This is a genomic window from Saccharopolyspora phatthalungensis, from assembly GCF_014203395.1.
GTDB classification, from domain to species: Bacteria; Actinomycetota; Actinomycetes; order Mycobacteriales; family Pseudonocardiaceae; genus Saccharopolyspora; species Saccharopolyspora phatthalungensis.
Map to the genome: position 1 here is coordinate 3773955 of NZ_JACHIW010000001.1, position 24416 is coordinate 3798370.

General features: G+C 66.6%; 23 protein-coding genes and 1 pseudogene. 17 read left to right on the forward strand and 7 right to left on the reverse strand.

Annotation, left to right across the window (positions count from 1 at the left end):
* Nucleotides 1-17 precede the first annotated feature (17 nt).
* The 4 genes and pseudogenes from BJ970_RS17550 (at nucleotide 18) to BJ970_RS40020 (ending at nucleotide 7725) form a co-directional block, all read left to right on the forward strand.
* A complete protein-coding gene (locus BJ970_RS17550; protein WP_184727246.1) occupies nucleotides 18-1229 on the forward strand; it encodes a site-2 protease family protein in 1212 nt (403 codons plus the stop codon).
* 62 nt (nucleotides 1230-1291) lie between these two features.
* On the forward strand, nucleotides 1292-2710 hold the full coding sequence (locus tag BJ970_RS17555; protein ID WP_184727247.1) for an RtcB family protein: 1419 nt from the start codon (nucleotides 1292-1294) through the stop codon (nucleotides 2708-2710).
* A gap of 523 nt (nucleotides 2711-3233) precedes the next feature.
* A complete protein-coding gene (locus tag BJ970_RS17560) occupies nucleotides 3234-4769 on the forward strand; it encodes a DUF1254 domain-containing protein (RefSeq protein WP_184727248.1) in 1536 nt (511 codons plus the stop codon).
* Between the two features lie 226 nt (nucleotides 4770-4995).
* Nucleotides 4996-7725, forward strand: a pseudogene (locus tag BJ970_RS40020) (AMP-binding protein).
* A gap of 169 nt (nucleotides 7726-7894) precedes the next feature.
* On the opposite strand, the gene BJ970_RS17570 reads toward BJ970_RS40020, so the two are convergent.
* The 4 genes from BJ970_RS17570 to BJ970_RS17585 all read right to left on the reverse strand — a co-directional run bounded on the left by BJ970_RS17570 (nucleotide 7895) and on the right by BJ970_RS17585 (nucleotide 10325).
* On the reverse strand, nucleotides 7895-8728 hold the full coding sequence (locus tag BJ970_RS17570) for a universal stress protein (protein WP_184727249.1): 834 nt from the start codon (nucleotides 8726-8728) through the stop codon (nucleotides 7895-7897).
* A 16-nt stretch (nucleotides 8729-8744) separates the two neighbouring features.
* A complete protein-coding gene (locus BJ970_RS17575) occupies nucleotides 8745-9575 on the reverse strand; it encodes a universal stress protein (RefSeq protein ID WP_184727250.1) in 831 nt (276 codons plus the stop codon).
* Nucleotides 9544-9831 (reverse strand): universal stress protein, encoded by a 288-nt coding sequence (locus BJ970_RS17580; RefSeq protein ID WP_184727251.1) that lies wholly within the window; start codon nucleotides 9829-9831, stop codon nucleotides 9544-9546. The genes BJ970_RS17575 and BJ970_RS17580 overlap by 32 nt, the downstream gene beginning before the upstream one ends.
* An 86-nt stretch (nucleotides 9832-9917) precedes the next feature.
* Nucleotides 9918-10325 (reverse strand): Hsp20/alpha crystallin family protein, encoded by a 408-nt coding sequence (locus BJ970_RS17585; protein WP_184727252.1) that lies wholly within the window; start codon nucleotides 10323-10325, stop codon nucleotides 9918-9920.
* A 231-nt stretch (nucleotides 10326-10556) separates the two neighbouring features.
* Between BJ970_RS17585 and BJ970_RS17590 the strand changes: the two genes are divergently transcribed.
* Together BJ970_RS17590 and BJ970_RS17595 are read left to right on the forward strand one after the other, a co-directional pair.
* Nucleotides 10557-10868 (forward strand): hypothetical protein, encoded by a 312-nt coding sequence (locus BJ970_RS17590; protein WP_221467209.1) that lies wholly within the window; start codon nucleotides 10557-10559, stop codon nucleotides 10866-10868.
* Nucleotides 10869-11050: 182 nt separating this feature from the next.
* Entirely contained in the window at nucleotides 11051-12028 is a 978-nt protein-coding gene (locus BJ970_RS17595; RefSeq protein WP_184727254.1) for a nitroreductase family protein, read from the forward strand.
* A gap of 147 nt (nucleotides 12029-12175) precedes the next feature.
* Here the strand turns inward: BJ970_RS17595 and BJ970_RS17600 are convergent, their stop codons facing one another.
* Together BJ970_RS17600 and BJ970_RS17605 are read right to left on the reverse strand one after the other, a co-directional pair.
* Nucleotides 12176-12394, reverse strand: coding sequence for a DUF3303 family protein (locus BJ970_RS17600; protein ID WP_246470895.1), 219 nt, complete (start codon nucleotides 12392-12394; stop codon nucleotides 12176-12178).
* Nucleotides 12395-12673: 279 nt separating this feature from the next.
* A complete protein-coding gene (locus BJ970_RS17605) occupies nucleotides 12674-12868 on the reverse strand; it encodes a ubiquitin-like protein Pup (protein ID WP_184727255.1) in 195 nt (64 codons plus the stop codon).
* A 673-nt stretch (nucleotides 12869-13541) separates the two neighbouring features.
* Here BJ970_RS17605 and BJ970_RS17610 point away from each other — a divergent pair.
* Nucleotides 13542-14882 (forward strand): phosphoribosyltransferase, encoded by a 1341-nt coding sequence (locus tag BJ970_RS17610; protein WP_184727256.1) that lies wholly within the window; start codon nucleotides 13542-13544, stop codon nucleotides 14880-14882.
* A 102-nt stretch (nucleotides 14883-14984) separates the two neighbouring features.
* Here BJ970_RS17610 and BJ970_RS17615 read toward each other — a convergent pair whose 3' ends face one another.
* Nucleotides 14985-15695, reverse strand: a complete 711-nt coding sequence (locus BJ970_RS17615; protein ID WP_221467210.1) for a hypothetical protein — start codon at nucleotides 15693-15695, stop codon at nucleotides 14985-14987.
* Nucleotides 15696-16334: 639 nt separating this feature from the next.
* On the opposite strand from BJ970_RS17615, the gene BJ970_RS17620 reads away from it, so the two are divergent.
* From BJ970_RS17620 to BJ970_RS17665, 10 genes are all read left to right on the forward strand, one after another.
* Entirely contained in the window at nucleotides 16335-17294 is a 960-nt protein-coding gene (locus BJ970_RS17620; RefSeq protein ID WP_246470896.1) for a nitroreductase family protein, read from the forward strand.
* Entirely contained in the window at nucleotides 17291-18175 is an 885-nt protein-coding gene (locus BJ970_RS17625) for a universal stress protein (RefSeq protein ID WP_184727257.1), read from the forward strand. Before BJ970_RS17620 ends, BJ970_RS17625 begins: the two co-directional genes overlap by 4 nt.
* A gap of 21 nt (nucleotides 18176-18196) precedes the next feature.
* Complete coding sequence (locus BJ970_RS17630) at nucleotides 18197-18451, forward strand: SHOCT domain-containing protein (RefSeq protein WP_184727258.1); 255 nt, start codon at nucleotides 18197-18199, stop codon at nucleotides 18449-18451.
* A 459-nt stretch (nucleotides 18452-18910) separates the two neighbouring features.
* Nucleotides 18911-19567 (forward strand): hypothetical protein, encoded by a 657-nt coding sequence (locus BJ970_RS17635; protein ID WP_246470897.1) that lies wholly within the window; start codon nucleotides 18911-18913, stop codon nucleotides 19565-19567.
* 313 nt (nucleotides 19568-19880) lie between these two features.
* Nucleotides 19881-20147, forward strand: coding sequence for a hypothetical protein (locus tag BJ970_RS17640; RefSeq protein WP_184727259.1), 267 nt, complete (start codon nucleotides 19881-19883; stop codon nucleotides 20145-20147).
* 581 nt (nucleotides 20148-20728) lie between these two features.
* The gene (locus BJ970_RS17645; protein WP_184727260.1) at nucleotides 20729-20971 is read left to right on the forward strand and encodes a hypothetical protein; all 243 of its coding nucleotides are present in this window, start codon (nucleotides 20729-20731) and stop codon (nucleotides 20969-20971) included.
* Nucleotides 20972-21090: 119 nt separating this feature from the next.
* Complete coding sequence (locus BJ970_RS17650; protein WP_184727261.1) at nucleotides 21091-22491, forward strand: wax ester/triacylglycerol synthase family O-acyltransferase; 1401 nt, start codon at nucleotides 21091-21093, stop codon at nucleotides 22489-22491.
* 210 nt (nucleotides 22492-22701) lie between these two features.
* Nucleotides 22702-22938, forward strand: a complete 237-nt coding sequence (locus BJ970_RS17655; RefSeq protein WP_184727262.1) for a hypothetical protein — start codon at nucleotides 22702-22704, stop codon at nucleotides 22936-22938.
* A gap of 303 nt (nucleotides 22939-23241) precedes the next feature.
* A complete protein-coding gene (locus tag BJ970_RS17660; protein ID WP_184727263.1) occupies nucleotides 23242-23850 on the forward strand; it encodes an Rv1733c family protein in 609 nt (202 codons plus the stop codon).
* Nucleotides 23851-23983: 133 nt separating this feature from the next.
* Complete coding sequence (locus BJ970_RS17665) at nucleotides 23984-24376, forward strand: universal stress protein (protein ID WP_184727264.1); 393 nt, start codon at nucleotides 23984-23986, stop codon at nucleotides 24374-24376.
* Nucleotides 24377-24416 lie beyond the last annotated feature (40 nt).

Below are 24416 nucleotides of genomic sequence, written 5' to 3' on the forward strand. Positions count from 1 at the left end.
AAGGCCAGGTGGTGCCGATGAGGGACACGATTCCGTTGGGACGGTTCGCCGGGGTGCGGATCGGCTTGCACTGGAGCGTGGTGGGCATCGTCGTACTGGTGGCCGTTGGCCTGGGGGTGTATTGGTTACCGGCCGCCTTTCCCGGACACGCGCCACTTGCTTATGCGCTCGCCGGGATCGTCTCCGCGGTGCTGTTGGTGTGTTCGGTGCTGGTTCATGAGCTCGCGCATTCGGTCGTCGCCCGACGCAACGGGGTCGTGGTGGAGGGCATCACCTTGTGGTTGCTGGGTGGGGTGGCGCGGCTTCGGGGCGAGGCGCGCACTGCTGGAGCCGACTTCCGCATCGCGGTCGTCGGTCCGGCCTCCAGCGCGGTGCTCGCGCTGGTGTTCGGCGCGGGCGATTGGATGGCGATTCGGCTGGGTGCCGATGAGTTGATCGTGGCCGTGCTGGGCTATCTGGCGGTGCTCAACGCCGTGGTGGCGGTGTTCAACCTGGTACCTGCGGCACCGCTGGACGGCGGCCGGGTGTTGCGGTCGGTGTTGTGGGCGTTGAGTGGTGATCGGTTCCGGGCGGCGGTGTGGTCGGCGTGGGCGGGACGCGGCTTCGGGTTCCTGTTGATCTTCGCGGGCCTCGCCGAGGTGCTGGGGCGCAGCACTGGCGGGCTGTGGTTGGTGCTGGTGGGCCTTTTCATCGTCAACATGGCTTCCGCTGAGGAACGCCAGGCCCGCATCGGTGTGGCCCTGGCTGGGATCTCGGTCGGGGACGTGATGTCCAGCCCGGTCGAGACTGTGGAGGCGGGACAGTCGGTGGAAGATTTCTTCCGCGATGCCGTCGTGTCCCATCGGCACTCCACGTTTCCGGTGCTCGACGAGCACGAACAGCTGCGAGGTCTGGTGACCCTCCAGCACCTTCGTGCAGTGCCGGTGCAGGCCCGCGGCCGGACCACGCTCGGGCAGGTGGCCTGCCCCGTGGAGAAGATCGCGGTGGCCGAGCCGGAGGAACCGTTGGCACTCGTGCTGCCTCGCATGACCCAAACCAGCCGGGGCCGAATCCTCGTCTGCAGCGCGGGCGAACTCCGCGGCATCATCTCGCCCTCCGACATCGCCCGCGTCCTGACCGACCACAGCCTCACCGCTGCGCTGCCCGCAGGGGCCGATCTCACCTGGGAGCCCGACACCAAGCCCCCGCCACCGGACTGGTGGTTCCCGGGGCAGCAACGGCCCCTATGACGTCCAAGTCGAATCCCGGATCGGGTCGTGCCCGCAGAATCCGATCGGAGTGAATCGCATTGGTGGAGCTTGTTCCGCAAGGCCGGTGCCGGTGGCTGCTGCCGCGTCAAGGGCAGATGCGAGTGCCGGGCGTGGTGTTCGCGACCAGGTCGTTGCTGCCCGCTGCCGTCGGCGATCGATCCCTGGATCAAGTGGTGAATGTGGCGTGCCTGCCAGGAATCGTGGACGCCTCATACGCCATGCCGGACGTGCATTGGGGATACGGCTTCCCGATCGGTGGCGTTGCGGCAACCGACATCGAAGACGAGGGCGTCGTTTCCCCGGGCGGAGTAGGCTTCGACATCTCATGCGGCGTCCGCTTGCTGGTCTCGCAGATCCACAGGAACGACCTGTGCGGCGAACTCGGCGAACTGATGAACGCATTGGGACGAATGATCCCACGTGGCACAGGGCCTGGCGGGGTGCTGCCCCGATGCAGCGCCGACGAACTCGATGACATCTTGGTGGCAGGCGCCGCGCACCTGGTAGCCCGTGGCATGGGGACCCCGGATGATCTCAAACGTTGCGAGAGCGGCGGCACGATGCCTGGTGCGGGCCCCGAGAAGGTCAGCACGCGCGCTCGGGAACGCGGCGCGCGGCAGGTCGGCAGCCTCGGCTCGGGCAACCACTTCGCCGAGGTCCAAGCCGTGGACCAGGTCCTGGACCCGGCGACCGCCGAGGCGTTCGGCTTGCGAACCGGTTCCGTGTGCGTCCTGGTGCACTGCGGTTCACGGGGCCTGGGACATCAGGTATGCACTGATTACGTCCGACTGATGGACACCGCCATGCACCGCTACGGCATCCACGTTCCCGACCGCCAACTCGCGTGCGTCCCAGTGCCGTCCGCGGAAGGAGAAAGCTACCTGGCCGCCATGGCCGCAGCGGCCAACTACGGGATGGCCAACCGGCAAGCCCTCACCCATGCGATCAGAGAGGCGTTCGCCGCGGCCGGGCTCGGCGAGTTGGTGTTGCTCTACGACGTCTCGCACAATCTCGCGAAGATCGAGACACATCCGGTCGACAGTCACTTGCGGACCCTGTGCGTGCACCGCAAGGGCGCCACCCGTGCATTCCCACCACACCACCCGGAACTGCCCGCTGACCTCGCACCGTACGGTCAGCCAGTGCTGGTTCCCGGGTCGATGGGCACCGCGTCGTACGTGCTGGTCGGTGTCGAAGCGAGTCCGGCCTTCCATTCCGCCTGTCACGGGGCAGGCCGAGTGCTCAGCAGGCACGCTGCCGCACGCCACATCCCCATCGAAAAACTCCGTAGCGAAATGGCCGCCGCCGGCATCCTCGTACGGGGTGCGTCGACCCGGGGACTTGTGGAAGAAGCGCCGGAATCCTACAAAGACGTCGACGAAGTAGTGCGTGCCTGTCACGAAGCGGGGCTGGCCAAACCGGTGGCGCGGCTGGTCCCCCTCGGCGTTGTCAAAGGATGAGCGAACAGCCGCTCAAGTCCGTGTCCCGCCGCCGATCGCTTGGAATCTGCCTCGCAAGCCTGGCCTTCTGCCGAATGGCGGTCCCGTGGATGGTCATCACCATGCTCGCCGCGCTGAGCTGGGTGCTGGACTATCTCAGCTTGTCCTTGAGCGTCGCAGCCGTCGGGCATTCGGTGCCGTGGTTAACGCTCGTGGTGGGCTTCCTGGCCGTACGAGGCGCCATTGCATTGCAGGTCTTCTCCGGCGGTGCCGACCTCGCCGAGGCTGGCCTGCTGAGCGTGCTGATCACGTCAGGGATCCAGGTTGCCCGGGCGCAGTGGGGCGATCGGCGGCTGCACAGGCCTTGTGGCGCTCGCGAAAGGGCAGCAGGCCGATGTTTGGGTAGGTGTGGCCTTCGGCCCTTGTCGCGGCCAATTGCGCGGCGCACGCTGCTGGCTGGTGCCGGGAGCGGGTTAGGGCTCGTTCTTCTTTGCTACCGGCGAGGGGCGCCGTCGTCAGCGGAAACGATGTGGAGGGGGACCTGATGTCTGCTGCGAGGCAGCACGTGTGGGAGCGCATATCCGGCAATCCGGTCGGTGCGACGGCTGCTGTGACGCGTGCGGCCAATGCCGCCGGCAGGGCCGCCGCACACGCGATCACGCACCCCAAAGCAGTGATCGATCAGGCAGTCCGCCTGCCGAGGGAACTTCCGACGCTCTGGCGGGCGGTAGCGCCGATCGTGACGGGCCACATCGACGACTGGCGTCGCGAGTACGCCTACACCCTCGGGGAACAAGCCTTCGTCTACGGCTTTCCCTACATCTACAACGCCCGGATCCGATACAACTGGGTGACGCAGGAACGAGATCCTGCCGTTGTTCCGTATGCACCGGTCAACCATTTCTGGCACGCCCAGCGGCTCATCGACGCAACCTATCGCGACGGCGGTTGCCCCAACAACGACACCCTCTACTCACTGGCGTGGGTCGATCTGAGCGAGGAGCCGGTCATCCTTTCCCATCCCGACATGGGCGACCGGTACTTCACCTTCGAGCTCGTGGGCATCACCTCGGACAACTTCGACTACGTCGGCCAGCGCACCACCGGACCGCGTGCTGGCCATTTCGCTCTGGTGGGGCCTGGCTGGGACGGTGACCTCCCCCGCGAGGTGCGGCGGCTGCAGAGCGCTCCGAGCCCGTGGATCCTCGTCCTCGGCCGGACACTGGTGAGCGGAAAGGAAGATGTGCCGCATGTTCGAGCGCTCCAGCGGCAGTACCGCCTGGTTCCGCTCAGCCAGTTCGGCAAGCAGCGCCCAAGAGTTCCGCAACGGCGTGACGTGCTCAAACCGATTGAAGCGTCCGAAGATCCCCTGGGGCCGTGGAAGACGCTCAACGCGATGCTCGCCGAAAATCCCCCACCGGTTCACCACGAGGTTCTGCTCAGGCAGTTCGCGGAAATCGGCGTGGGGCCCGGCCTGGATGTGGAGGAACAACCGCAGGCGGTCAAGGATGGGTTGATGCGTGCCGCCGCCGTGGGAGGCCCGATGCTGGAGCAGCAGATCTTCAGCGGGGACTGGGCGCACTTCGTCAACGGATGGCGCTATCCCCCACCGCAGATGGGCCGCTTCGGCGACGACTTCCTCAAGCGCGCAGCCGACCAGTCCTTGATCGGCATCACCGCCAACGATCCTGCCGAGGCCGTCTACCTGGTCAACTTCGAAGACGCCGAGGGCAACAAACTCACCGGCGGCGGACGCTACGAGCTCCACTTCGACGAGGACCACCTGCCTCCGGTGGACGCGTTCTGGTCGGTGACGGTCTACGGAGAGGACATGAACCTCGTGCCCAACAAGGCCGACTGCTACTCAATCGGCGACCGGACCCCAGGGCTGACCATCGACTCGGACGGTGGCCTGACGCTGCACCTGCAGTCCGAGCCGCCTGGCGGGAGCAAGGACGCCAACTGGCTGCCCATCCCCAAGACGGGCACCTGGTTCCCAGTCCTCCGGATGTACCGGCCCCACACCGAAGTGATCGACGCCAGGTGGGAGTGCCCACCGCTCACTAGCATCCCCGACTAGCTGCCGCCGATAACGCTGGATCGGTTCCTCCAAATGGGTGGCTTGGTTCACCAAGCCCAGCCACTGCCGGGCTTACCCACGAGTGGGTGGGCAGCCACCTCGCACCGGCCAGGCGGCCCAGCGCCTGACAACCCGCACGACGGCGACGAGAAGGACCGTGATGAGCCCAGTCGAACCGGCAGTTCCTCCGGGCGAGGGGGAGTTGCTGCTGGCTGTGGTTCGCGAAATGGTGGTCGAGCGTCATTCGGCCGACGCTGCTGCGGCGGCGACGCTGGACAGCGGTTTTGACCGTGAGCTTGGGCTCGACAGCCTTGCGCTCGCTGAGCTGTTGTCCCGTGTCGAGGGCGTCTTCGGCGTCAGCCTGCCGGTGGGCACGCTCGGCGTCATCGAGACACCTCGCGATCTCCTTCAGGCCATTCGGGGCGCCTCGCGGACGGGTGTCCTTCACTTGCGGCACGGGCGGTATGCGCTGCCGTCCCCAGCTGAACGGATTCCTGACACGGTCGCCACTGTGACCGGAGCGCTGGCGTGGCACGTCGGTGTTCACCCGGACCGGCAGCATGTGCGGATCGTCCACGAGGAGGCCGACGAGGTACTCAGCTATCGTGATCTGCAACGCAGCGCTGCTCGTGTGGCCGCGGGCTTGCAGTCCCGGGAGCTTCGTCTCGGTGATGCGGTGGCGCTCATGCTCCCCACGGGGCGTGACTACTTCGCCAGCTTCGCCGGGGTGCTCCTGGCCGGTGGGGTGCCGGTGCCCATCTACCCTCCGATGCGGCGGTCGCAGCTGGCCGACCACCTGCGTCGTCAGGTGGCCATCCTCGACAATGCCCGGGCGACCTTGCTGGTTACCGATCCCGGGGCTGCCCGGCTTGGGCGGCTGGTGCGTGGCCATGTCGCCTCGCTGCGGCACGTTGTCACGCCCGTCGAGCTGGCGGAGGACGGTGCGGCGAACGAAGTCGGGCGGGACGCTGCCGATGTGGCGTTGTTGCAGTACACCTCGGGTAGTACCGGCAACCCCAAGGGGGTGGTGCTCACCCATGCCAACCTGCTGTCCAATATCCGGGCGATGGCGCAGGCCGCGTAGGTGTCCACCGCTGACGTGTTCGTCAGTTGGCTTCCGCTGTATCACGACATGGGTTTGATCGGGGCCTGGCTGTCCAGCCTGTACTTTGGACTTCCGCTGGTGGTGATGCCGCCGTCGACCTTTCTGTCCCGGCCTTCTCGATGGTTGTGGGCCATCCACACCCACCGAGGAACGCTGTCTGCGGGACCGAATTTCGCTTACGAGCTGTGCCTGCGCAAGATCGAGGAGTCCGAGTTGGAAGGGCTGGATCTGAGCTCGTGGCGGGTGGCGTTCAACGGTGCCGAGCCGGTGCACGCGGACACCCTGATGCGGTTCGCGGAGCGTTTCCGGCCCTACGGGTTCCACCGGCAGGCGCTGACTCCCGTGTATGGGCTCGCCGAGTCATGCGTGGGTCTTACGTTTCCGCCGATGGAGCGTGGGCCGGTCGTGGATCGGGTCGTCCGAGAGGAGTTCGTGCGTTCGGGACGGGCATTGCGGGCCGCTGCGGACGATCCCGATCCGCTGCGGTTCGTGGCATGCGGCGTGCCGCTCGTGGGCCACGAAATTCGGGTTGTCGACACCGCAGGCAACGAACTCGGCGACCGGCGCGAGGGCCGCATCGAGTTCCGGGGGCCATCGGCGACCCAGGGTTATTTCCACAATCCGCGCGAGACCAAGGCCCTGGTACGTCGAGGCTGGCTGGACACCGGTGATCTCGGATACCTCGATGCCGGCGAACTCTACGTCACCGGACGGGTCAAGGACCTCATCATCCGGGCCGGACGCAACCTGCACCCCGAAGAACTCGAGGCAGCCGTTGGTGACCTCCCCGGAATCCGCAAGGGCTGCGTCGCGGTGTTCGCCAGCACCAGACACACCGGCAACGCCGAGCGCCTCGTTGTGCTCGCCGAGACCCGCCAGACAGAGGCAGCGGCACTCGGCCGACTGCGCGAACGCATCGCTGCCACGACGATTGATCTTCTCGGCGCGGTACCCGACGATATCGTCTTCGCGCCACCAGGCACAGTGCCCAAGACCTCCAGCGGAAAGATCCGCCGCGCCGCCAGCCGTCAATCCTACGAGCGGGGAGCAATGGACTCGCCAGCCCGTCCGCTGTGGTGGCAGTGGGCCAGCTTTCGTGTGGAGGCGACAGCCGCCAGGTTCCGCCGGGCTGGGCGGAAGGTGGGTGGTGCGGCCTTCACGGTCTGGTGCTGGTTCCTGGCGGTCGCCGTTGGTGGGCCGACGCTGCTCGCGGCGGCGCTGTTCCCCACGACCGCAACGCTGATCGCCCGCCGGGCCGCCCGAGGCCTGGCGCGCCTCACCGGTACGCAGCTGATCGTGTCCCACACCGACCAACTCGTACGCACCCCCGCTTGCGTCGTGGTCGCCAACCACCCCAGCTATCTCGACGGCATCGCGCTCATCGCAGCATTGCCCGGCCGGTACACGTTCGTGGCGGGCGAAGTCTTCGCCGCGAAACCGGTGATCGGGCTTCTGCTGCGACGTGTGGGTACCTTGTTCGTTGAGCGGCCCGACCGCGAGCAGGGCGTGGCCGACACCGACCGCCTGACCCGTGTGGCAAGGGAAGGCCAACGGCTCGTCATCTTCCCCGAGGGCGGGCTGTTCCCGGTCCCGGGCTTGCGACCTTTCCACATGGGAGCCTTCGTCATCGCCGCACGCAGCGGGCGGCCAGTCATCCCAGTAGCGATTCACGGTACCCGCGACATCTACCCGCCCGGTCAGCACCGTTTCGTTCATCACGGCGCTGTCCACGTGACCATTGGCGAACCGATCTACCCGACAGGTTCGGACTGGGATGCCGCCATCCGACTGGAACGCTGTGCTCGCACCACGATCTCTGAGCACTGCGGTGAGCCTGACCGAAGCCAATAGCAACACCAGGCGGAATGTCACTCCGACCGTCGACACAGCCTGGTGAGGCGGTTGCGGCGGTGCGGGCCGAGCAGCCCGCCTCGGTGCAGCGACTGCACCGGGCTCACCAAGGGGACGCTGGTGAAGCTGCAGGGATGGGCAAGCCTCTTCGTTCGCAAGAGGCCGTGGGTTACTGCTGGTCGGGTTGGCTGGGGCGAACCACCGCCACGGGGCACGGAGCGTAGTGCAGAATGCCGGCGGCTACAGAACCCAGGAACAGGCCGCTGAATCCGCCGCCTCCCCGGTGGCCGACAACCAGTAGCTGTGCGTCGCGGGACGCGTCTGCCAGGGCGGCGACGGGGTGGCCGCGTTGGGCCAGTGTATGAATCCGGACGTCGGTGTGCGCCTTGGTCAAGCGAGCAACCTGCTTGCTGAGAGAACGCTCAATGCGCGACTGGATCTGATCCCGATCGGCCGCAGGTACGGCAGCGGCGAGCAAGCCCTTCTCGTGCCACACCTGCATTGCGACCAACTCGGTCTTGCGCTGGGCTGCAGCGGCGAAGGCGAACTGCAACGCAGCCTGGCTGGCCGGGGAGTCGTCGACTCCCACGACGACGGGGCCGGTGGTTGCGTCCTCGCCGCGCACCACGATCACCGGGCACTCGGCATGCATGGCCACGGCGGTGCTGACCGAGCCCAGCAGCGCGGTCGAGAAGCCACCGCGCCCGCGTGAGCCCACGACGATCATCCGCGCCTGCCTGGAGCGGCGCACCAGCTCTTCGACGGGGTGACCGACCACGACCTCTTCGGTGATGGCCAGCGCCGGTGATGTGTTGCTGCACCGCTCGGCGGCCTTTTGCACCATCTTCCCGGCCTCGGGGGTGCGTGCCGGTTCGTCGACGACGATGACGAGATCCAAAGCCGCTTGACGGTGGACCGCTTCGTCCGCAGCCCACAACGCTGCCCGCAAGGACTGATCGGAGCCATCAACGCCCGCGACGACCGGCTGTTTCGCTGCCGCCATTGCTCGCTCCCGTCGATCAGTGTTGCCTTGATGGGGTTGCACCGCGGACCACGGCTACCGGGCAGTGAGCGTGATAGAGCACGCCGGTGGCCACTGAGCCCAGCAGCAGCCCGGAGAATCCGCCGGACCCCTGGTGCCCGACAACCAAGAGCTGGGCGTCACGGGCGGCATCGGTCAGTTCGGTGACCGGATTCCCGCGTCGGGCGATCTCGCGGACGCCGACATCTGGATACTCCTCATTCCAGCCGGCGAGCTGCTCGGCGAGCCCGCGCCGCGCCTCGTCGCGTAATTCGGTCACTTCCTCGTCCAGCGGGGGAACGACGGGGCCGTGCCTGGTGTCCCGCCAGACCTGCATCGCCACCAGATCGGTCTCGTGCGCCGCAGCCTCGTCAAAGGCGAACCGCAGGGCGGCCCGACTGTGGGACGAGTTGTCCAGGCCAACCACCACCGGACCGCTGAGCAGGTGGTCGCGCACTACCACCACCGGGCAGTGGGCATGGGTGGCGACCTTGGTGCTCACCGAGCCCAGCAGGGAACCGGACCATGCGCTGCGCCCGCGAGAGCCGACGACTATCAGTTGCGCGTCTGCGGAACGGCGCACCAGCTCACCTGCAGGGTGGCCCCGCGCGATCTCCGAGCAGACCCCCACGTTCGGATGCTCGGTGGCCAATCGATCTACCACGTCCTCAATCGATGCCCAGAGCTCCTCATCGCGCGCGGGATCATTGTTGACCAAAACGACGCGAACCTGTGCGTGTCGCAGTTCGGCCTCGGCAACCGCCCACGCAGCCGCGGTCAACGCTTGGTCGGAGCCGTCAACGCCGACCACTACATCCGGTGTCGTCATCCGAATCGATGAGGATCGCGGCGGGGTGTCCCGAGGCCTCCTCGGTCACTGTTACTCCCGGTGACTCCCCAGGCGGCTTCCGTGAGATCGCGCAGGGTCTGCTCAGCGTCGGCGGGGGTGCCGGGTCATTGGTGACGAGCACGAGGTGCAGGGGTCGCAGCCGTCGGCGTGCGTCGGCTGCGACCCACGAGGCGGCGCGGGACGACTGCTGGGAGCCGTCGACTCCCGCCATCATGGGACGAACTGATTCCGTCATCGCCGGCTCCTCGGGCTTGCCGGTTCGCAGCGGTCGCAGGCGGAGAAGTACCGTCGGCGTGGCCGTTTGCGGCCACGCCGTGCCGGTCACTTGCCGACCCGTGCGACCGGGATTTCCTTGCGCACTTCGGCTTCCCGCCGCGGCATGCGAATCGTGAGAATTCCGGCCTCGTATTCGGCCTTGATGTCCTCGGTGTTGCAACTGGTGGGCAGCAGGAGGGTGCGGCTGAACGAGCCGTAGTGAAACTCGCTGTGTCGTTCGGTGCGCTCCTCGCGCTTGCGTTCTGCGGTGATCTTGAGCTGGTTGCCTTCGACGTTGATGTGGATGTCCTTATCCGGGTCCACACCGGGTAGCTCACAGCGGACCACGAACTCGCCCTTGTCAGCGTAGCTTTCGACCCGCATCGGGTGCCGTTCACCGAAGGGCCACTCGGTTTCGAACCATTGGAGCAGGTCGGGCATCCCCATGCTGGGCCGAGGCAGCAAACTGGTCATCTCGTCCTCCCAGGTGATAAGCGTCCAAAATCCGGTAGCCGATCGACGCCGTGAAGGGCGACAGATCCGTTGCTGCCGGACTCTGTCCGGCTACCCACATCCCACCGTGGGAGAAACCGTCGATCGACGCGCAGCGCTCAAACTCGGGATACGGGGACAACAACCGCTGCGGGGGATGCTCGAATTACCGGTAGGAGTGAGCCGTCCGAAGAGACGATGCGGTCGCCGTCGGTGCACAACAGCCAGCCGTGGCGGTGGAAGCTGGCGGCGCACTCGCTGCACCTGTATCTCGAACGGTCCTGGCTGCTGCAGGTGCTCGATCCGACCGGGCGGGAGCTGGTGATCAGTTGTGGTGCGGTGCTGCACCATGAGCGGATCGCGTTCGCCACCGAGGATGGCGGGCCCAGGTGCACCGGCTGCCGAACCCGGCGCAGGCGGATCATCTGGCGGGGCTGGAGTTCAGCAGGCTCTCTGAGGTCGACACCGACACGATCGCGTTGGCGGGTGTGGCAGCGGTTAGGCGGCACGGACCGCATGCCGTAGGCACCGACTTTCTGAAAGCGTGTGAGCGCGACACCTGTGGCGTGGGGGACCATCTGCCCTGTTTAACGTCTTGGTGAGTGCGCGAGGGTCCTCGCCGTGGGCCGACGGCCCGTGTTGTCGGTGGCAGTTGGCTCTGCGCTTTGGTGCTGCCGCTGCCATCCGGTATGACGGGAGGGGCTTGAATGAGCGGCCTGCCTGTGGGACGGCGAAGTCGATACGAGAATCCGGGCACTGCGTGGTCCGCCGATGAGGTTGCGATCCTGTCCGACGCGGTGCTCCATGCCCCGTCGGTGCAGAACACCCGGCCATGGTCACTGACGTTGCAGGAGCGTACCGCTGTGCTGAGTGAACTGGCGGAGGTGCCGTTACCTGAGCAGGATCTTGAGGGGCGCGACAGGCGAATCTCGTGTGGTGCGGCTTTGGAAAACCTGGTGCTGGCCGTGCGCAGTCTGGGTTGGGCGGCGGATGTTGACGTGAGAGTTGCTGGTGGCGCCGTGACTGCGACTGTCATTGGGGCACGGCGGGCGGTGGTGACGCAGGTGGAGAACCGTCGCTTCCGCGCCATTAGTGACCGCCGGTCCCATCGCCCGGCGTTCGGGTCGCGGGCGGTGTCCGAGGACATCCGGGACTCGGTGCGGAGTGCGGCGACCTCGCCGGGCGTCGTCGGCAGGTGGATTTCCGGCCACATCGAGGCCCTGGCGATGGGATGGATGCTCGACTACGCCGCGCGTGTGCTTCAAGCCGATTACCAGCGTGCGCTGAGCATGTGGTGTCAGGCGGCGCCGAGAGGTGCGGCTGAGCAGCAGGTGGACTTCGGGCTGGACAAGGATGCGTTCACCGCGACCGGGCTCGGGGCGATCGGTTTGGTCACCTCCCATCCCCACGTCCCCGATGCCTGCCAGCTGGCGGCACAGATCGAGTGCGAGTCTGTGCTTGTCATCAGCACTCGGGCCGACGAGCCGTACGACCACGTGCGGGCTGGTGAGGCGGTCGAGGACGCGTGGCTGGAGGCCACGAGCCGAGGCTTGGTGGCTTCGATCATGACGCAGCCATTGCACCTGGCAGAGGTCAGGACGAGGCTGGAAGACCTCTTGGACGGGATGGCGGTGCCGCAGGCGCTGATGAGGTTCGGCTACCCGGACCCGCATCGTCGACACTGAGCAGTCCGGGCATGCCGAGGCTAACTCGCGGAGCCGAGTTGATGCGCGCGGTGGTGGCGAGTCAGCATCGGCTTCTGGTGGCATGAGTGCGCACGCGGTACCGCGATTCGGCTGCAGATCCAGGTGGGAACCACGCGTGCCGCGGTCTCATCTCTCGACCCAGCTCACCAAATCCATGTAGAGCTGGAGAAAATCGGTGAGCTCGTGCGGGTCATCGGTGTCGATGAGCAGGAGTCCGGAACCGCCGCCGGCCAGGTTGTACCAGCCATGGATCTTGTCCGGCTTGTTGGTGCCGGCCTCGTACTGTTCGAGAACACGGCGCCGCATGTCGTCCGCACGGGTGTTCTGGTGCAACGGAAACGGCACAGTACCACAACATGAATTCCCCCAAAGTTGTTGATACTGCGAAAGAATCCCGGTCCAAGCCGAACGCCCTCCACGCCCAAGCGCAAGCCGCCACCACCGCTGTGGCCGACGACGAGCAGTTGGGCATCCTTGGCGGCGGCGGTTCAGTTCCGCTTACTGGATGTCCGCGCCGTGCTTTTGTGCGGATGGTGATTCACCCCGACCAGTACCGGGTTGCTCGATGTGGTCATGTCGCACTCCGAGTACGTGCGTTGGCTGCGGGAGGTGCTCGCGAACCGGCTACTGACCGCCTTTTTGCACGTATGACCGAACGAATACCTCGGCGTTCTCCTCTAGGACATCATCGATCTCGTCCAGCATGGACTCGGTTTCGTCTTCCAACTTCTCTCGCCGCTGTTGACCTGTGGGATTTGGTTCAGCCGTGTCGTTGTCACCGTCGGGGTGACCGTGTTGCTGGCGCTTCTCCTGGCGCATCCTGGTCTCCTCACTCGCTGTGAGCGCGGGCTGGTGCTACTGAGACAGCAGCGATGGAGGGCCTTGGCACGTAGGTGCGCGCTCAATCGGGTCTTGGGTTTGCATCGTTCGGCGTTAGCAGCGCTCATCGTCCCGTCGGTCCAATTCGGTGTAACAGGGCCGATCGGCCTCGCCTCGTACTGCTGGTGATTTCCCAACAACGTGAACCACGTTTGGCGGGAAACCCGGCACTCCAGGAGGCGGAGGGAATGTCGAGCGCCATTCGGCGACTTCAGCACCGACACGGATCTACTGCCGGCGCTGGACGTCGTGGAGGACCACGAGCTCGCGCGAGAACTACATGCCCTGGCCGACACCTTGCACTCTCGCGAAGCATTGATCCTGACCCTCTGCCGGACCCCACAATGGCACGAGCGGCGTCGTGCGTGCTTTTTGGCTTCCGCGATGACCAGGCGCAGGTTGGGCCGGATCACGTGGTCCTTGGCGCGCTGCCCGTTTTCGGCAATGGCTTCCCAAATAGTGCCGATTGTGTGGAGGGGTCTTGCCTTGTTCGCCCTTGCGGCGGACGCCGCTGGTCGATCCGGTCGTCGCGGGGGTGAGGACCAAGGACCCCTGTCCGGGACGTCGCCCGCAGGCGAACACTTGGCAGGAGCGATCCGGGGGTGAGGTCATCATGCCGTTTGTCGACCGCAAAGAGGCCGGGCGGAAGCTCGCACAGCGGCTGCGGTACCTACGGGGGCAGGACGTCGTAGTCCTCGGGTTACCACGGGGCGGTATTCCGGTTGCGTTCGAGGTGGCTCGGGCTCTGGAGGCGCCGTTGGACGTGATCGTGGTGCGCAAGCTGGGTGTTCCCTTCCACCCGGAACTGGGGATGGGTGCCATCGGGGAAGGCGATGTCCGGGTCATCAACGATGAGGTGATGTGGCGGGCCGGGGTCGGCGCCGAGGAGTTGGCCGAGGTCGAGCAGCGCGAGCGTGCCGAGCTGGACCGGCGAGCACAGCTGTTCCGCGGTGATCGCGCGCGGGTGGAGGTTACCGGCCGGACGGCGGTGGTGGTCGATGACGGGATCGCGACCGGCTCGACCGCAGCGGTGGCCTGCCAGATCGCTCGAGCACAGGGCGCGACGCGGGTGATCTTGGCTGTGCCGGTGGCAGCACCCGACGCGCTGGACAGACTCGGCGAGGTAGCGGACGAGCTGGTGTGCCTGGAAGCACCGGAGTGGTTCGTGGCGATCGGTCAGTGGTACTCAGATTTCTCCCAAACCCTGGATGCGGAGGTCATGGACTTACTCGACCGGGCGGCGCAGGCCCGTCCCGCACCAGCGGTCTCCCCAGCGGCCGACCCCGAAGTGTGGGTGCGGGATGAGGAGGTCGAAGTGCAGGCTGGTCCGGCGCGCCTGGCCGGGCACCTCACCGTGCCCGAAGCCGAGCGGGCCGAGGGGATCGCGATCTTCGCACACGGCAGCGGCAGCAGCCGACACAGCCCGCGCAACCGGTACGTCGCCGGGATCTTCAATCGGGCGGGACTGGGAACCTTGTTGTTCGACCTGCTCGCAGGCGAGGAGGAGTTCGACCGGTCGAACGTGTTCGACATCGAACTGCTGGGCCGTCGGCTGGTCGAGGTGACCGCGTGGCTGCGCGCCCAGCCCGAGGCCGACGGCCTCGGGATCGGCTACTTCGGGGCGAGCACCGGCGCTGCCGCCGCATTGTGGGCCGCAGCCGAGGCACCAGCCGATGTGGCCGCCGTCGTCTCCCGCGGCGGTCGGCCCGACCTGGCTGCGGACCGGCTGTCCGAGGTGCAGGCACCAACACTGTTGATCGTCGGCAGCCGCGACGACGCGATCATGGGGCTCAACCAACAGGCCCAAGCCTTGCTGCGGTGCGAGAACCGACTAGCGATCGTGCCCGGCGCAACCCACCTCTTCGAAGAGGAAGGCACCCTCGACGAAGCCGCCGAACTCGCCCGCGACTGGTTCACCGACCACCTCACACCGGCCAGGCAACCCATCATCTGACACCGACTCCATGGCACTGCAAAAGACGGTGGCGTTACCGGCTGTGCAGGCAAGAAATAGCCGGTGCGGCCCGGTGTGTAGGAGGTCGCACCGGCTGGCTGGTCAGGCCGGCCCGGGCGCCTGTTGCCGTTGCGGAGAGATGGTGGGCAGGTGTTCGCGAACGAGCAGGCCGCTGAGCACGAGCATCCAGAGGCCGGTGAGCACGCCGGGAACGTAGGCGGTCAGCACGCTGCCAGGCATCAACACCCCACCGCCCCCGAAGACGGTGATCGCGCCGAGAACCCGGATGACGGCGACGAACCCGGTGAACCACGCCATCCACTGCGGGAACACGTCGGTTCGTGCCATGGCCACGGCGCACGCGGCCAGCGGCAGGGCGATGGCTAAGCCGGCGAGCGTGCCCACGATGGTGAGCGCGGTGTAGGGCAAGGAAGCGAGCGGGAGCAGCATCGGGTGGGTGGCCAGCGTGTAGGCCATGCCGCCGAAGACGGCGGTGGCGATGAATCCGATGGTGGCGGTGAGGGCGAACCCGGACAGCACCACGGCGGGAGTATCGCTGTTGGGGTCGGCCAGCCGGAACGCCGTGGCCAACGTGGCTCCGAACCACAGGAACAACGCCACCGCGGCGGCCGAGAGCACGACCGCAGTCATGATCACGCCAAGTGAAGTGACCAGATACATGGCGATCGTGTCGGTGGAGTCGGTGATGTTCGGGGCACCGCGTAGCAGGATTCCCGCGATGATGGCCAGCACGAGCGAAGCAAGGCCGGCCAGCCCGCCCCAGCGCATCTCGTGGCCTTCGCTCACACTCATCGTTTCCTCCTCAAAAGTCTCACATAGACCGATTCGTCTCGACAGTTGCGGTCGGCAGCCGTGTTGTCATGGGGCCGAAGGTCCCCGGTTGCCTGAAATGAAGGGGCGCAGGGTCGCTTCTATCTCCGCCGACGTGGATATCCCGGCTGGAGGCGCCGAGGGCGTGCTGGACGAGGCCGTGCACCAGCCGGCCACCGACGCATCTGTGACAGCCCGGCCGGACTGATGGATGCCGCAGACGAGTACGCAGCGCCACCAACATGATCTGCTGAAGCCGATTACCAAAAAAACAAGCGTCCAAAACAGCATCTGGCATCGCCTCGTTTCGGCGGCATCGGTGCACACCCCGCCGCGCGCATCCGCCTGGAGCCACGCGAGGCCGAAGATCCGTTCATCCGCAAGCTGCGTGTCTGACCGGCGGCGAGCTTGGTGACCATCTCCCCTATCCGGGATGGGGGTGGGTGCGTGATGGTCAAGCCGTCCCCCGGGTGGACGCGCCCAACGACAGCGGTGTCGCCGCCCAATGCGTGATCGGCGCCCGCACCGATGCCGTTCTTTATGCAAGGTATGCGGCGTACTCACCGCAGTCGACTTCGTCCGCAGCATCGCTGATGGGCAGCCGGAGGAAGAAGGATCTCGATGAGCGTCGCCAGTACCGAAATGAACGGCGGCCATGGGCAGGATGTGTGGTCAGCCGGCGAAGTAACGGTACTGGGTGAAGCGGTCCACTGTGCACCGTCGGTACATAACACCCGTCCCTGGTTGCTTGCGATCCACGGCCGGATTGCGGTGCTGCGGGAATGCCCGGCGGTGCTGTTGGCGCAACACGACCCGCAGGGGAGGGACCGACGCATCTCCTGCGGGGCGGCGCTGACGAACCTGGTACTGGCGATTCGCAGCCTGGGGTGGACCGCCGACGTGGAGATCGGTGTCACCGGTGGCCTGGTGACCGCCACCGTTACCGGCACCCGGCGAGCCCAGCCGACCGAAACCGAGGACCAGCGACGCCGCGCCCTGTCCGACCGCCGAAGCCACCGGCATGCCTTCGGCCTTCCGGGGCTCTCCGAAAGCGTCCGCGACGCCGTGCAGGACGCGCTCGCGGCCCCAGGCGTGACCGGTCGGTGGATTTCCGGCGGCGACGAGGCTTTGGCCGTCGCCCGGTTGTTGGACTACGCGGCCCGTGTCTTCCACGACAACGCCGAATACCAACGCGAGCTGACCCTGTGGACGACCCCGTGCGGAAGCGGTTTGCGCCGGGACACGTTCGGCGCGGAAGGGTTGGCGGCGGTCGGGTTGACCACCTCCCGCACCCGGCTACCCGACGAGGCCCTGCTCGCCGACCGGATCCAGCGGGAAGGGGTGCTTGTCGTCGGCACCCACGCCGACGAAACTCGCGACCATGTCCGGGCGGGCCAGGCCTTGGAGCAGGCGTGGCTGGAGGCCACCTGCCGCAGCGTGGCCGCCTCGGTCATGACGCAACCGCTGCACTTGGCGGAAGTCCGGACCGGACTGGCCGAGCGACTCGGACTCGTGGCGGTGCCGCAGGTGCTGATGCGCTTCGGCTATCCCACGGAACCGGAGGTGGTGGGGAATCCATGACCACTGCACAGGCGAAGCCGGTCGTCGTGGGCATCGACGGGTCCTCATCGGCACTCAACGCCGCGCGGTGGGCCGCCGCGGAGGCCCACCGACGCCGCTCCTGGTTACGCGTGGTTTTCGCCGACGTCTTCGCACTGGTGTACCTACCGGACCTGCCAACGATGCCGCTCCCGGAGACCTACGCCAACGCCATGGCGCGGCAAGCTCAGCAATGGCTGCACCGCGCCAAGGAGGAAGCGACCGCCGCAGCCCCGGGGGTGGACGTCCGGACCTTCGTGCGCGCCGGCGGCGCCATTCCCGTGCTCATCAGCGAGTCACGGCACGCCCAACTCGCCGTCGTCGGTAGCAGCGGCCTCGGCGGCTTCACCGGACTGTTCGTGGGCTCCGCCGCAATCGGCCTCTGCGCACATGGACATTGCTCGGTCGCGGTGGTGCGGCAGCCGCCGACCGCCGCTCCCGACGCCCCGGTCGTCGTCGGCGTGGATGATTCTCCCCACGAGGAAACGGTGCTGAAGACGGCATTCGAGGAAGCCACGATGCGCGGTGTCGCGCTTGAGGCCGTGCACGCCTGGCACACGATCGGCACCGAGCAGGCCTGGTCCAGCTTTCACAGCCAGGGCTATCGGGCGACGATCCAGGCCGACGAGGAACGCATCCTCGCCGAAACCCTGGCGGGATGGAACGAGAAGTACCCCGACGTCGAGGTACGCCACATCGTGGCGCACAACAAACCGGCACGAGCACTGCATGAGCACGCGCAGCACGCGCAGCTGCTGGTCGTTGGATCACGCGGGCGTGGGCCGGTCACGGGCCTGCTGCTGGGTTCGACGAGCCAGCAGTTGGTGCACCACGCACCGTGTCCGCTCATCGTGGCCCGCTGAACGAGCAAGGAGGAGAGCGCGATGCCTTACTGGGACGGCTACGGCATGGGTGTGTGGGGATTGACGATGATGACGGTGAGCATGGTGCTGTTCTGGGCATTGGTCATCGTGGCCATCGTCGCGCTGGTCCGCTACCTCCAACGCACCGGGCGAGTTGAGCGCGGCACCGTCACTTCTGAAGAGCTCCTGGCGGAGCGTTTCGCCCGTGGGGAGATCGATGAAGAGGAGTACCGCCGCCGGCTGACGGCGCTGGACGAACGCAGACGCCGGACATGACAGGTGGGTTGGGTTTTTCGGCACGGGTGGTACCCGAGAACGTAACGTGCTGGGGGCGGTTCGACATTCGATCTAGAGGTACGGAGCGTGGTGCTGGCCGGGATGGCTCTGCGGAGTCGCTGACCGCCGCCGGTCACAAGCCACCACTGTACCGAACCGGCAGCGTTGGCGGCGTGGTCGACAGTGGACAAAGCGTGCAGCGATTGAGCGGCGAATCTGACCGGCTGGACTGGAGAATACCTGGGTGTACAGGTGGGCACGGAAGTGCGCTACGGCAGCCCCGTCGAAAAGTTGGGGCGCCGCGTCCTCGGCTCAGTTGCTGGTACCCACCGCAGCCAGATACCCGGTTTTGGCTCGGTCGCTCGGGGTGTCCCGCACCACGCAGACTGCCCGGTCGCCATCGTGGGCGAAACCTGCCCAGCGCGGACGCCGTTTCCTTCGCTGAAGGGAGAAAGGCCGATGAACGACAAGACGAACAAGACCAGCACACAGCCCTCTGATGTCGCCTCCGCGTCGTGGGAGGTCACCGAACACTCGGTCACCGTCGATGACTTCGCAGCGAGTTACGACGTCGGCGCCGTCGAGCACCTGATGATCGACGCCTCACCGGAAGCGATGTATCGTGCCCTGCGCCACCTCGACCTGCTCACCATCCACTCGCGCATCGCCGATCTGGCCATGTGGGCACGGGCAATGCCCGAACGGCTCAAGCGCCGCGTCCCACCACGCGTGCCAACCCGTCTGACCTTCGACGACCTGTGCGCCCGCGGCGAATGGGTGCTGCTCGGCGAACAACCCGGCCGGGAAGTCGTTTTCGGTGCGATAGGCCGGTTCTGGACACCGATCGTGCGCTGGGAAGAAGTCGCGGACGAAGACTTCCTCGCATACGGCAAACCCGGTAGGGGAAAGATCGTGGCCTCGTTGTCGGTGCGCCCCTACGGCCGCGGCGGCAGCCTGGCCACCTACGACATCCGCACCAGGCTTGACGACCCGATCAGCCGCCGGATCTTCATGCTGTACTGGCGGACGGTGCGGCCGTTCGTCAAGGCCATCATGCGAGCCACCCTGCGCACCGCGGCCACGCAGGCACACGGAACAGAAACGGCGCAGCGGTAACACCGTCTCGACGGGGCGGTTCGACCCGGGCGGAGGCGATGACGGTGGTCATGACCCACCGATGCGCTGCGGCTATCGGTCGTGGCCAGGCACCGTCTCACCCTGAATCGATGACGCACCGCCCGGCGTGATCACGGCAGGGCTGCTTCACCGCATCGCTGCGTCCTCCGAAGACCTCGACAGGTTCGATGATCTCGTCAGGTGCCTTCCTCGGACCGATCCTGATCCTCCGCGAGGGTGTCCTGCGGGAGCCTTCTTGTGTTAGTGCGAGTGGGTTAGCATGGCTTTCCTGGAGACCTGGCGAGGAGGAGCCATGGTCACAGCAGCCAAGAAACAAGCCTCCGAGGAACGCGTGGAGCAAGGTCGGCAAGACCTAGCCGAGCAGATCGCCTCGGCCATCCTGGTCCCGGTGGATGTCGCCCGGCGCGTGCTCCCTGAGAACGGGTTACCGGTTTACCTCGGCATCGGTGCCCTTGCATTGGTGGATCTCATCGACTGGCCGGTCGCCGTTGCCGCGTGCCTCGGCTACTACGTTCTCAAACGCTCGAAGCCGGCGGAACCGTCGGCGATCAGCCACTGATCTCGTCCCCAGTCTGTGCTCGACGGTTCGTCGCCGCAGACCGGGGGCGATTACTGCTTCGCGCGACCGGGGATGTTCGTCATAGTTTGGATCTGGTCACGCTGTCCGAACCGTGCCGAGCGAGCGCGTAGCGTCATCGAAACCGTTCGGCGGAATTTATGGTGCCACCTATTGCGCACTTATGGGTGAACAGGGGAACGTTTCGGAACGTAGCGAAGCGATCAAGGTGGAACCGCCACGGGTGGATCTTTGCGGTCGCGGTTGCGTTCCAGGCTTGGTTCGCTAAGGTCGATGCCACTCGAATTTTCGAATTACTCTGCTTTGGGCATTATGGCGTCGCGTCGTCGTTATCGATTGCCTTCTGAATTCTTCGGCGGTGCACGACTGGTGGTGACCTCGGTGGGCCGGGGGCCATTCGAGCGTGGGGAGAAGGGGCATGGTGGTTCGCCGATTGATGCAGCGATGTGCGGCTTCGAGCGCGCAGCAAGAACGCAAGCGCACGCCCTCCCCGATTCATGGGGAGGCGGCGGCGCGGGATCATGAGCGGCGCCATGCGCGGGGCTACTTCGAAGGATACGGCGATGAGTCCTGCGCCCAATGCCCACCGGAGTGGTGACGCCTGGCCGGGTGAAACGCGAGGGGCCGCGTTCGTGTCGGTGAACTTCGATCACGTCGAGCTCGTCCGCGGACATGAACCTGCACCGCGACCGGAGGCCGACTCGCGGTGGGCGGATGCCTACCGCGCGAATCGGGAAGTTGACCAGCCGCTCGCCACGTTGGCGGACCAACTGGCCGCGCGGGTTTGCCGGGCCCTGGGCATTTGAGTTCGCGAGAAATGTTCACCAAAAGGAACTCGCTCATTTCGGTGAACCGCATTTCGCCCCGTGGACTGAAGTGGGCGATGCACGAATCTCGAGTTGGACACCGGTGGTGAGGGAGAACGATGACAACGGGTGGGGTCAGCGCGCTCGACCGGGCGTTCTTGTGCCTGGAGCAGGATGCGGCGCCGATGCACCTCGGTGCGGTCGCAGTGTTCGTACCGCGGCGTCCGGTGCAGCCGGACAGGGTGGCGGAGGTGCTCGCGGAGCGGGCACAGCGGATTTCGCGACTGCAGCTGCGGGTCCGCCGCTCCTGGCTGCCTCCCGGCCACGCGCGTTGGGAAGAGCCCGCCCATTTCCATGCCCGGGACCACGTCCACACCCACCAGCTGCCGTCACCGGGCGGTCGCGAAGAACTCGCCGTGCTCGTCGCAGAGCTGGGCGCCCAGCCACTGGACCTGAACCGGCCGCTGTGGGAGTTGCACGTGATCACTGGTCTGGACGGCGACCGGTTCGCGGTCCTGGTGAAGCTGCACCACGCCTTGGCCGACGGCTGCAGAGCGATCGAAGCCGGAGTCGGGCTGCTGGACGGCTTCACCCCCGACTGGGCACCGCGACAGACCACCGCCTCACCCGCGGATACCTTGCTCGACGCTGCCTTGCGTACCGTTGGAAGCCTCTCCCGACCGCGCCAACTGCTCGGCGACGCGCTGTCCGCCGCCCGTGATCTCCCGGCAACCGTGCAGCAGACGTTCGAGATTGCCTCGTCTGTGGTGCGCGGCATGAGAGTGCCCGCGCTGGACTCGCCACTGCATGCTCGTGCGTCAGCCGCACGGCGCGTGGCGTTGATTCCCATCCAACGACGCGACATCCGCCGGACCCGCGCCCGCCACGGCGGCACGACCAACGACGTCGCACTTGCCGTCGTGGCCGGCGCGCTGCGGCGTTGGTTGGACACCCGCGGATACCCCGTCGACGGACTCACCCTGCGGGCGCTGGTCCCGGTCAACCACCGGTCGCGAGGAAAGTCGCGAGCCGACAACAACCAGCTGTCGGGCTATCTGTGCGATCTGCCCGTGGGCGAGCCGGACCCCGCGACCCGGCTGCAGATCGTCCGGGCCGCGATGGACCGCAACAAGAACGCCGGTCCGCTGCGTGGGCCCGGTGCCTTCCCGGTGCTCGCCGGCCGAATGCCGTCGATCGCACAACTGCTCGCCGCCCCGCTGGCAGGCCACGCCGCTGGCCTGCTGTTCGACATCATGATCACCAACGTGCCCTTGCCCAATGTGGCGGTGTCGCTGGACGGCGCCTCGCTGCGCGAGCTCTATCCCCTCGCGCCGCTGGCCGCCGGTCACGCCCTGTCCATCGCCGTGACCGAGTACCGCGACACAGTGCACATTGGCGTGCAGGCCAACCGGCGCGCTGTCGGTGACCTGGAGAAGCTCAGCGAAGCCCTACCCCACGCGGTCGCCGAACTCGACGACCTCGACTCCAGAGGAGACGCCCGGCGGGGTGCACATTCATGAGGGTCGGACAAGAAGGCGCCGACGGCTTCCCGCCCGTGGTGGAGCCACGCCCGCACCGTGTCGGGGCCCGCGTCGAATGGATGCCACCTCCGCGGTGTCGATGCGGGCTGTTCCGGGAAACCCGTCAGCGAAGAGGATCAACCTTTAGCCGTCCGCCAAACGGCGTGCTACCCAGTAGTGACGAGGAAGTCGTGCTGCGAGGGGGACGCGGTGACGGACCATCCCTACGCTGGCACGCTCGCCGCACTTGAAACAATTCGCGCCCAATGGGCGCTCGAGTTGGAAAAGACCACCGAGCCGGCACATGCCGCCGTGTTGCGCCAGAACCTGGCCGAGCTCGACAAAGCGTTGGATCGTCTCGTGGCGTATGACCGTTTCCACCTACAGGAGATGAAACCGAGCGCACGTCGAGCGCACGTCGCATCTGTGCTTGCGGAGCTTCGGTGACCACGAGAACCACGTTGTTTGTCTGCGACGCCCCATAGCGTCGCATGTCGCGGGCGGGTGCCCCACAGACGTCTACGGGCTCGCGGCTTGCGACAGCAACGGACCGAAAGCGTGGTTACGCGGCACCTGCTACTGAGAGCCTGGGGGCTTATCGGGTTCTTCGCAGTGCTCCTTGCCGCCCATGACCCTGGCAGGCGGCGCCGAGGGGCCAACGCCGGTGGCCGCGGGTGACGAAGTGCCCTAATCCAGGCCGGACGTATGCAGCAGCCTCGGAATCAACGTCAATGAATCCCGGAGCCGGCAATGGAAGGTTCACTGCGGAACAACCTCCGTTGGCTTGTCCACGCGCTGCGTTCGACGCCGAACTCGTTGCGACGCCCGGCGGATCGAGTGGCAGCCGCGATCATGGCCGTGCTGCTGGCCGCCGCATTGATCGGAATTCCCGTTGCGGTATGGGCCGGGTTCGCCGTCCATGCGAGGGAATCGGCCGAGGCGGCCGTTGCTGTCACCGTCACTCGTTCAGTCGCGGCAGTTGTCGTCGAACCACCGCAGACCCGGTTTTCCGGCGAGAATCGGGAGGTCCAAACCGTCACCTGGTGGTCGAAGGTCCAGTGGCTGGGCATGGACGGCCTCCCGCGCGTGGACACCGCGCGTGTACCGCCGAGTACTGAGGTGGGCGGGACCGTGCCGTTGTGGGTGGATTCGGCCGACCGCATCACCGAAGCCCCCGACAGCGATGTTGAGGTGTTGGTCGGTGCAGTCACGTCCGCCGTGATGGTTCTGATCGCGTGGCAGGCCGTGTGTCTCGGACTGCTCTTCCTCACCCGGGTGACCGCGGACTCGCTCGCCACGCGGGCCTGGCATCGGGAGTGGGAGATCGTCGAACCGAAGTGGACTCGCCAGGAACGGTGACCACGTGGCATGAGCGTGGAAGTGGGATTCATGATGCGTCGCGAGATCCTTGTGGTGGGCGTGGACGGATCGACGAGCGGGCCTTGCGTTGGGCTTTGGAAGAAGGCAGACGAAGTGGTGTTTTTGCGCGCTCATGGTGCGGGAGTCGCACGCCGCGTTGGGGGCCGCTGACGATGTACCCCGAGTTGGGCCGTACCACGCCCGGGAGCGGCAGTGGCAAGACCTGAACCACTTGGTGCGCGACTGCCTGGGCGAGGAGTCAACACCGAAGGTCGACGTCGAACTGGTCGAGGGCGACGCCGCCGAGGTGCTGGCCGAGAAGTCGGCGCACGCAGCCGTGCTGATCCTCGGTGATCGTGATCGTGATCGCGGTCGCGGGCGTGTTGCCGACGCGGTGCTCGGTAGCACGGCACTGCGCTGCACCCACAAGGCGCAGTGCCCGGTGCTGGTCATCCTCATGGGCATGCGTCCAGCGGAGACCGAGCCAATCGAACAAGTGCTTGTCATCGACCGGGTGCTGGGTTAGCACCGCTCTGGCAGCTCCGATCAGGTGCCGGGCGACGACG

What these genes read in the sequence shown, in the direction of transcription:
- BJ970_RS17575 (WP_184727250.1), bottom strand. Translation starts at nt 9,575, where the DNA reads ATGACGACACCGGATGTAGTGGTCGGCGTTGACGGCTCCGACCAAGCG.
- BJ970_RS17640 (WP_184727259.1), top strand. Translation starts at nt 19,881, where the DNA reads ATGGTCACAGCAGCCAAGAAACAAGCCTCCGAGGAACGCGTGGAGCAA.
- BJ970_RS17560 (WP_184727248.1), top strand. Translation starts at nt 3,234, where the DNA reads ATGTCTGCTGCGAGGCAGCACGTGTGGGAGCGCATATCCGGCAATCCG.
- BJ970_RS17615 (WP_221467210.1), bottom strand. Translation starts at nt 15,695, where the DNA reads ATGAGTGTGAGCGAAGGCCACGAGATGCGCTGGGGCGGGCTGGCCGGC.
- BJ970_RS17610 (WP_184727256.1), top strand. Translation starts at nt 13,542, where the DNA reads ATGCCGTTTGTCGACCGCAAAGAGGCCGGGCGGAAGCTCGCACAGCGG.
- BJ970_RS17665 (WP_184727264.1), top strand. Translation starts at nt 23,984, where the DNA reads ATGGTGCGGGAGTCGCACGCCGCGTTGGGGGCCGCTGACGATGTACCC.
- BJ970_RS17650 (WP_184727261.1), top strand. Translation starts at nt 21,091, where the DNA reads ATGACAACGGGTGGGGTCAGCGCGCTCGACCGGGCGTTCTTGTGCCTG.
- BJ970_RS17585 (WP_184727252.1), bottom strand. Translation starts at nt 10,325, where the DNA reads ATGACCAGTTTGCTGCCTCGGCCCAGCATGGGGATGCCCGACCTGCTC.
- BJ970_RS17625 (WP_184727257.1), top strand. Translation starts at nt 17,291, where the DNA reads ATGACCACTGCACAGGCGAAGCCGGTCGTCGTGGGCATCGACGGGTCC.
- BJ970_RS17635 (WP_246470897.1), top strand. Translation starts at nt 18,911, where the DNA reads ATGAACGACAAGACGAACAAGACCAGCACACAGCCCTCTGATGTCGCC.
- BJ970_RS17620 (WP_246470896.1), top strand. Translation starts at nt 16,335, where the DNA reads ATGAGCGTCGCCAGTACCGAAATGAACGGCGGCCATGGGCAGGATGTG.
- BJ970_RS17550 (WP_184727246.1), top strand. Translation starts at nt 18, where the DNA reads ATGAGGGACACGATTCCGTTGGGACGGTTCGCCGGGGTGCGGATCGGC.
- BJ970_RS17660 (WP_184727263.1), top strand. Translation starts at nt 23,242, where the DNA reads ATGGAAGGTTCACTGCGGAACAACCTCCGTTGGCTTGTCCACGCGCTG.
- BJ970_RS17630 (WP_184727258.1), top strand. Translation starts at nt 18,197, where the DNA reads ATGCCTTACTGGGACGGCTACGGCATGGGTGTGTGGGGATTGACGATG.
- BJ970_RS17605 (WP_184727255.1), bottom strand. Translation starts at nt 12,868, where the DNA reads ATGCGCCAGGAGAAGCGCCAGCAACACGGTCACCCCGACGGTGACAAC.
- BJ970_RS17645 (WP_184727260.1), top strand. Translation starts at nt 20,729, where the DNA reads ATGAGTCCTGCGCCCAATGCCCACCGGAGTGGTGACGCCTGGCCGGGT.
- BJ970_RS17595 (WP_184727254.1), top strand. Translation starts at nt 11,051, where the DNA reads ATGAGCGGCCTGCCTGTGGGACGGCGAAGTCGATACGAGAATCCGGGC.
- BJ970_RS17580 (WP_184727251.1), bottom strand. Translation starts at nt 9,831, where the DNA reads ATGACGGAATCAGTTCGTCCCATGATGGCGGGAGTCGACGGCTCCCAG.
- BJ970_RS17570 (WP_184727249.1), bottom strand. Translation starts at nt 8,728, where the DNA reads ATGGCGGCAGCGAAACAGCCGGTCGTCGCGGGCGTTGATGGCTCCGAT.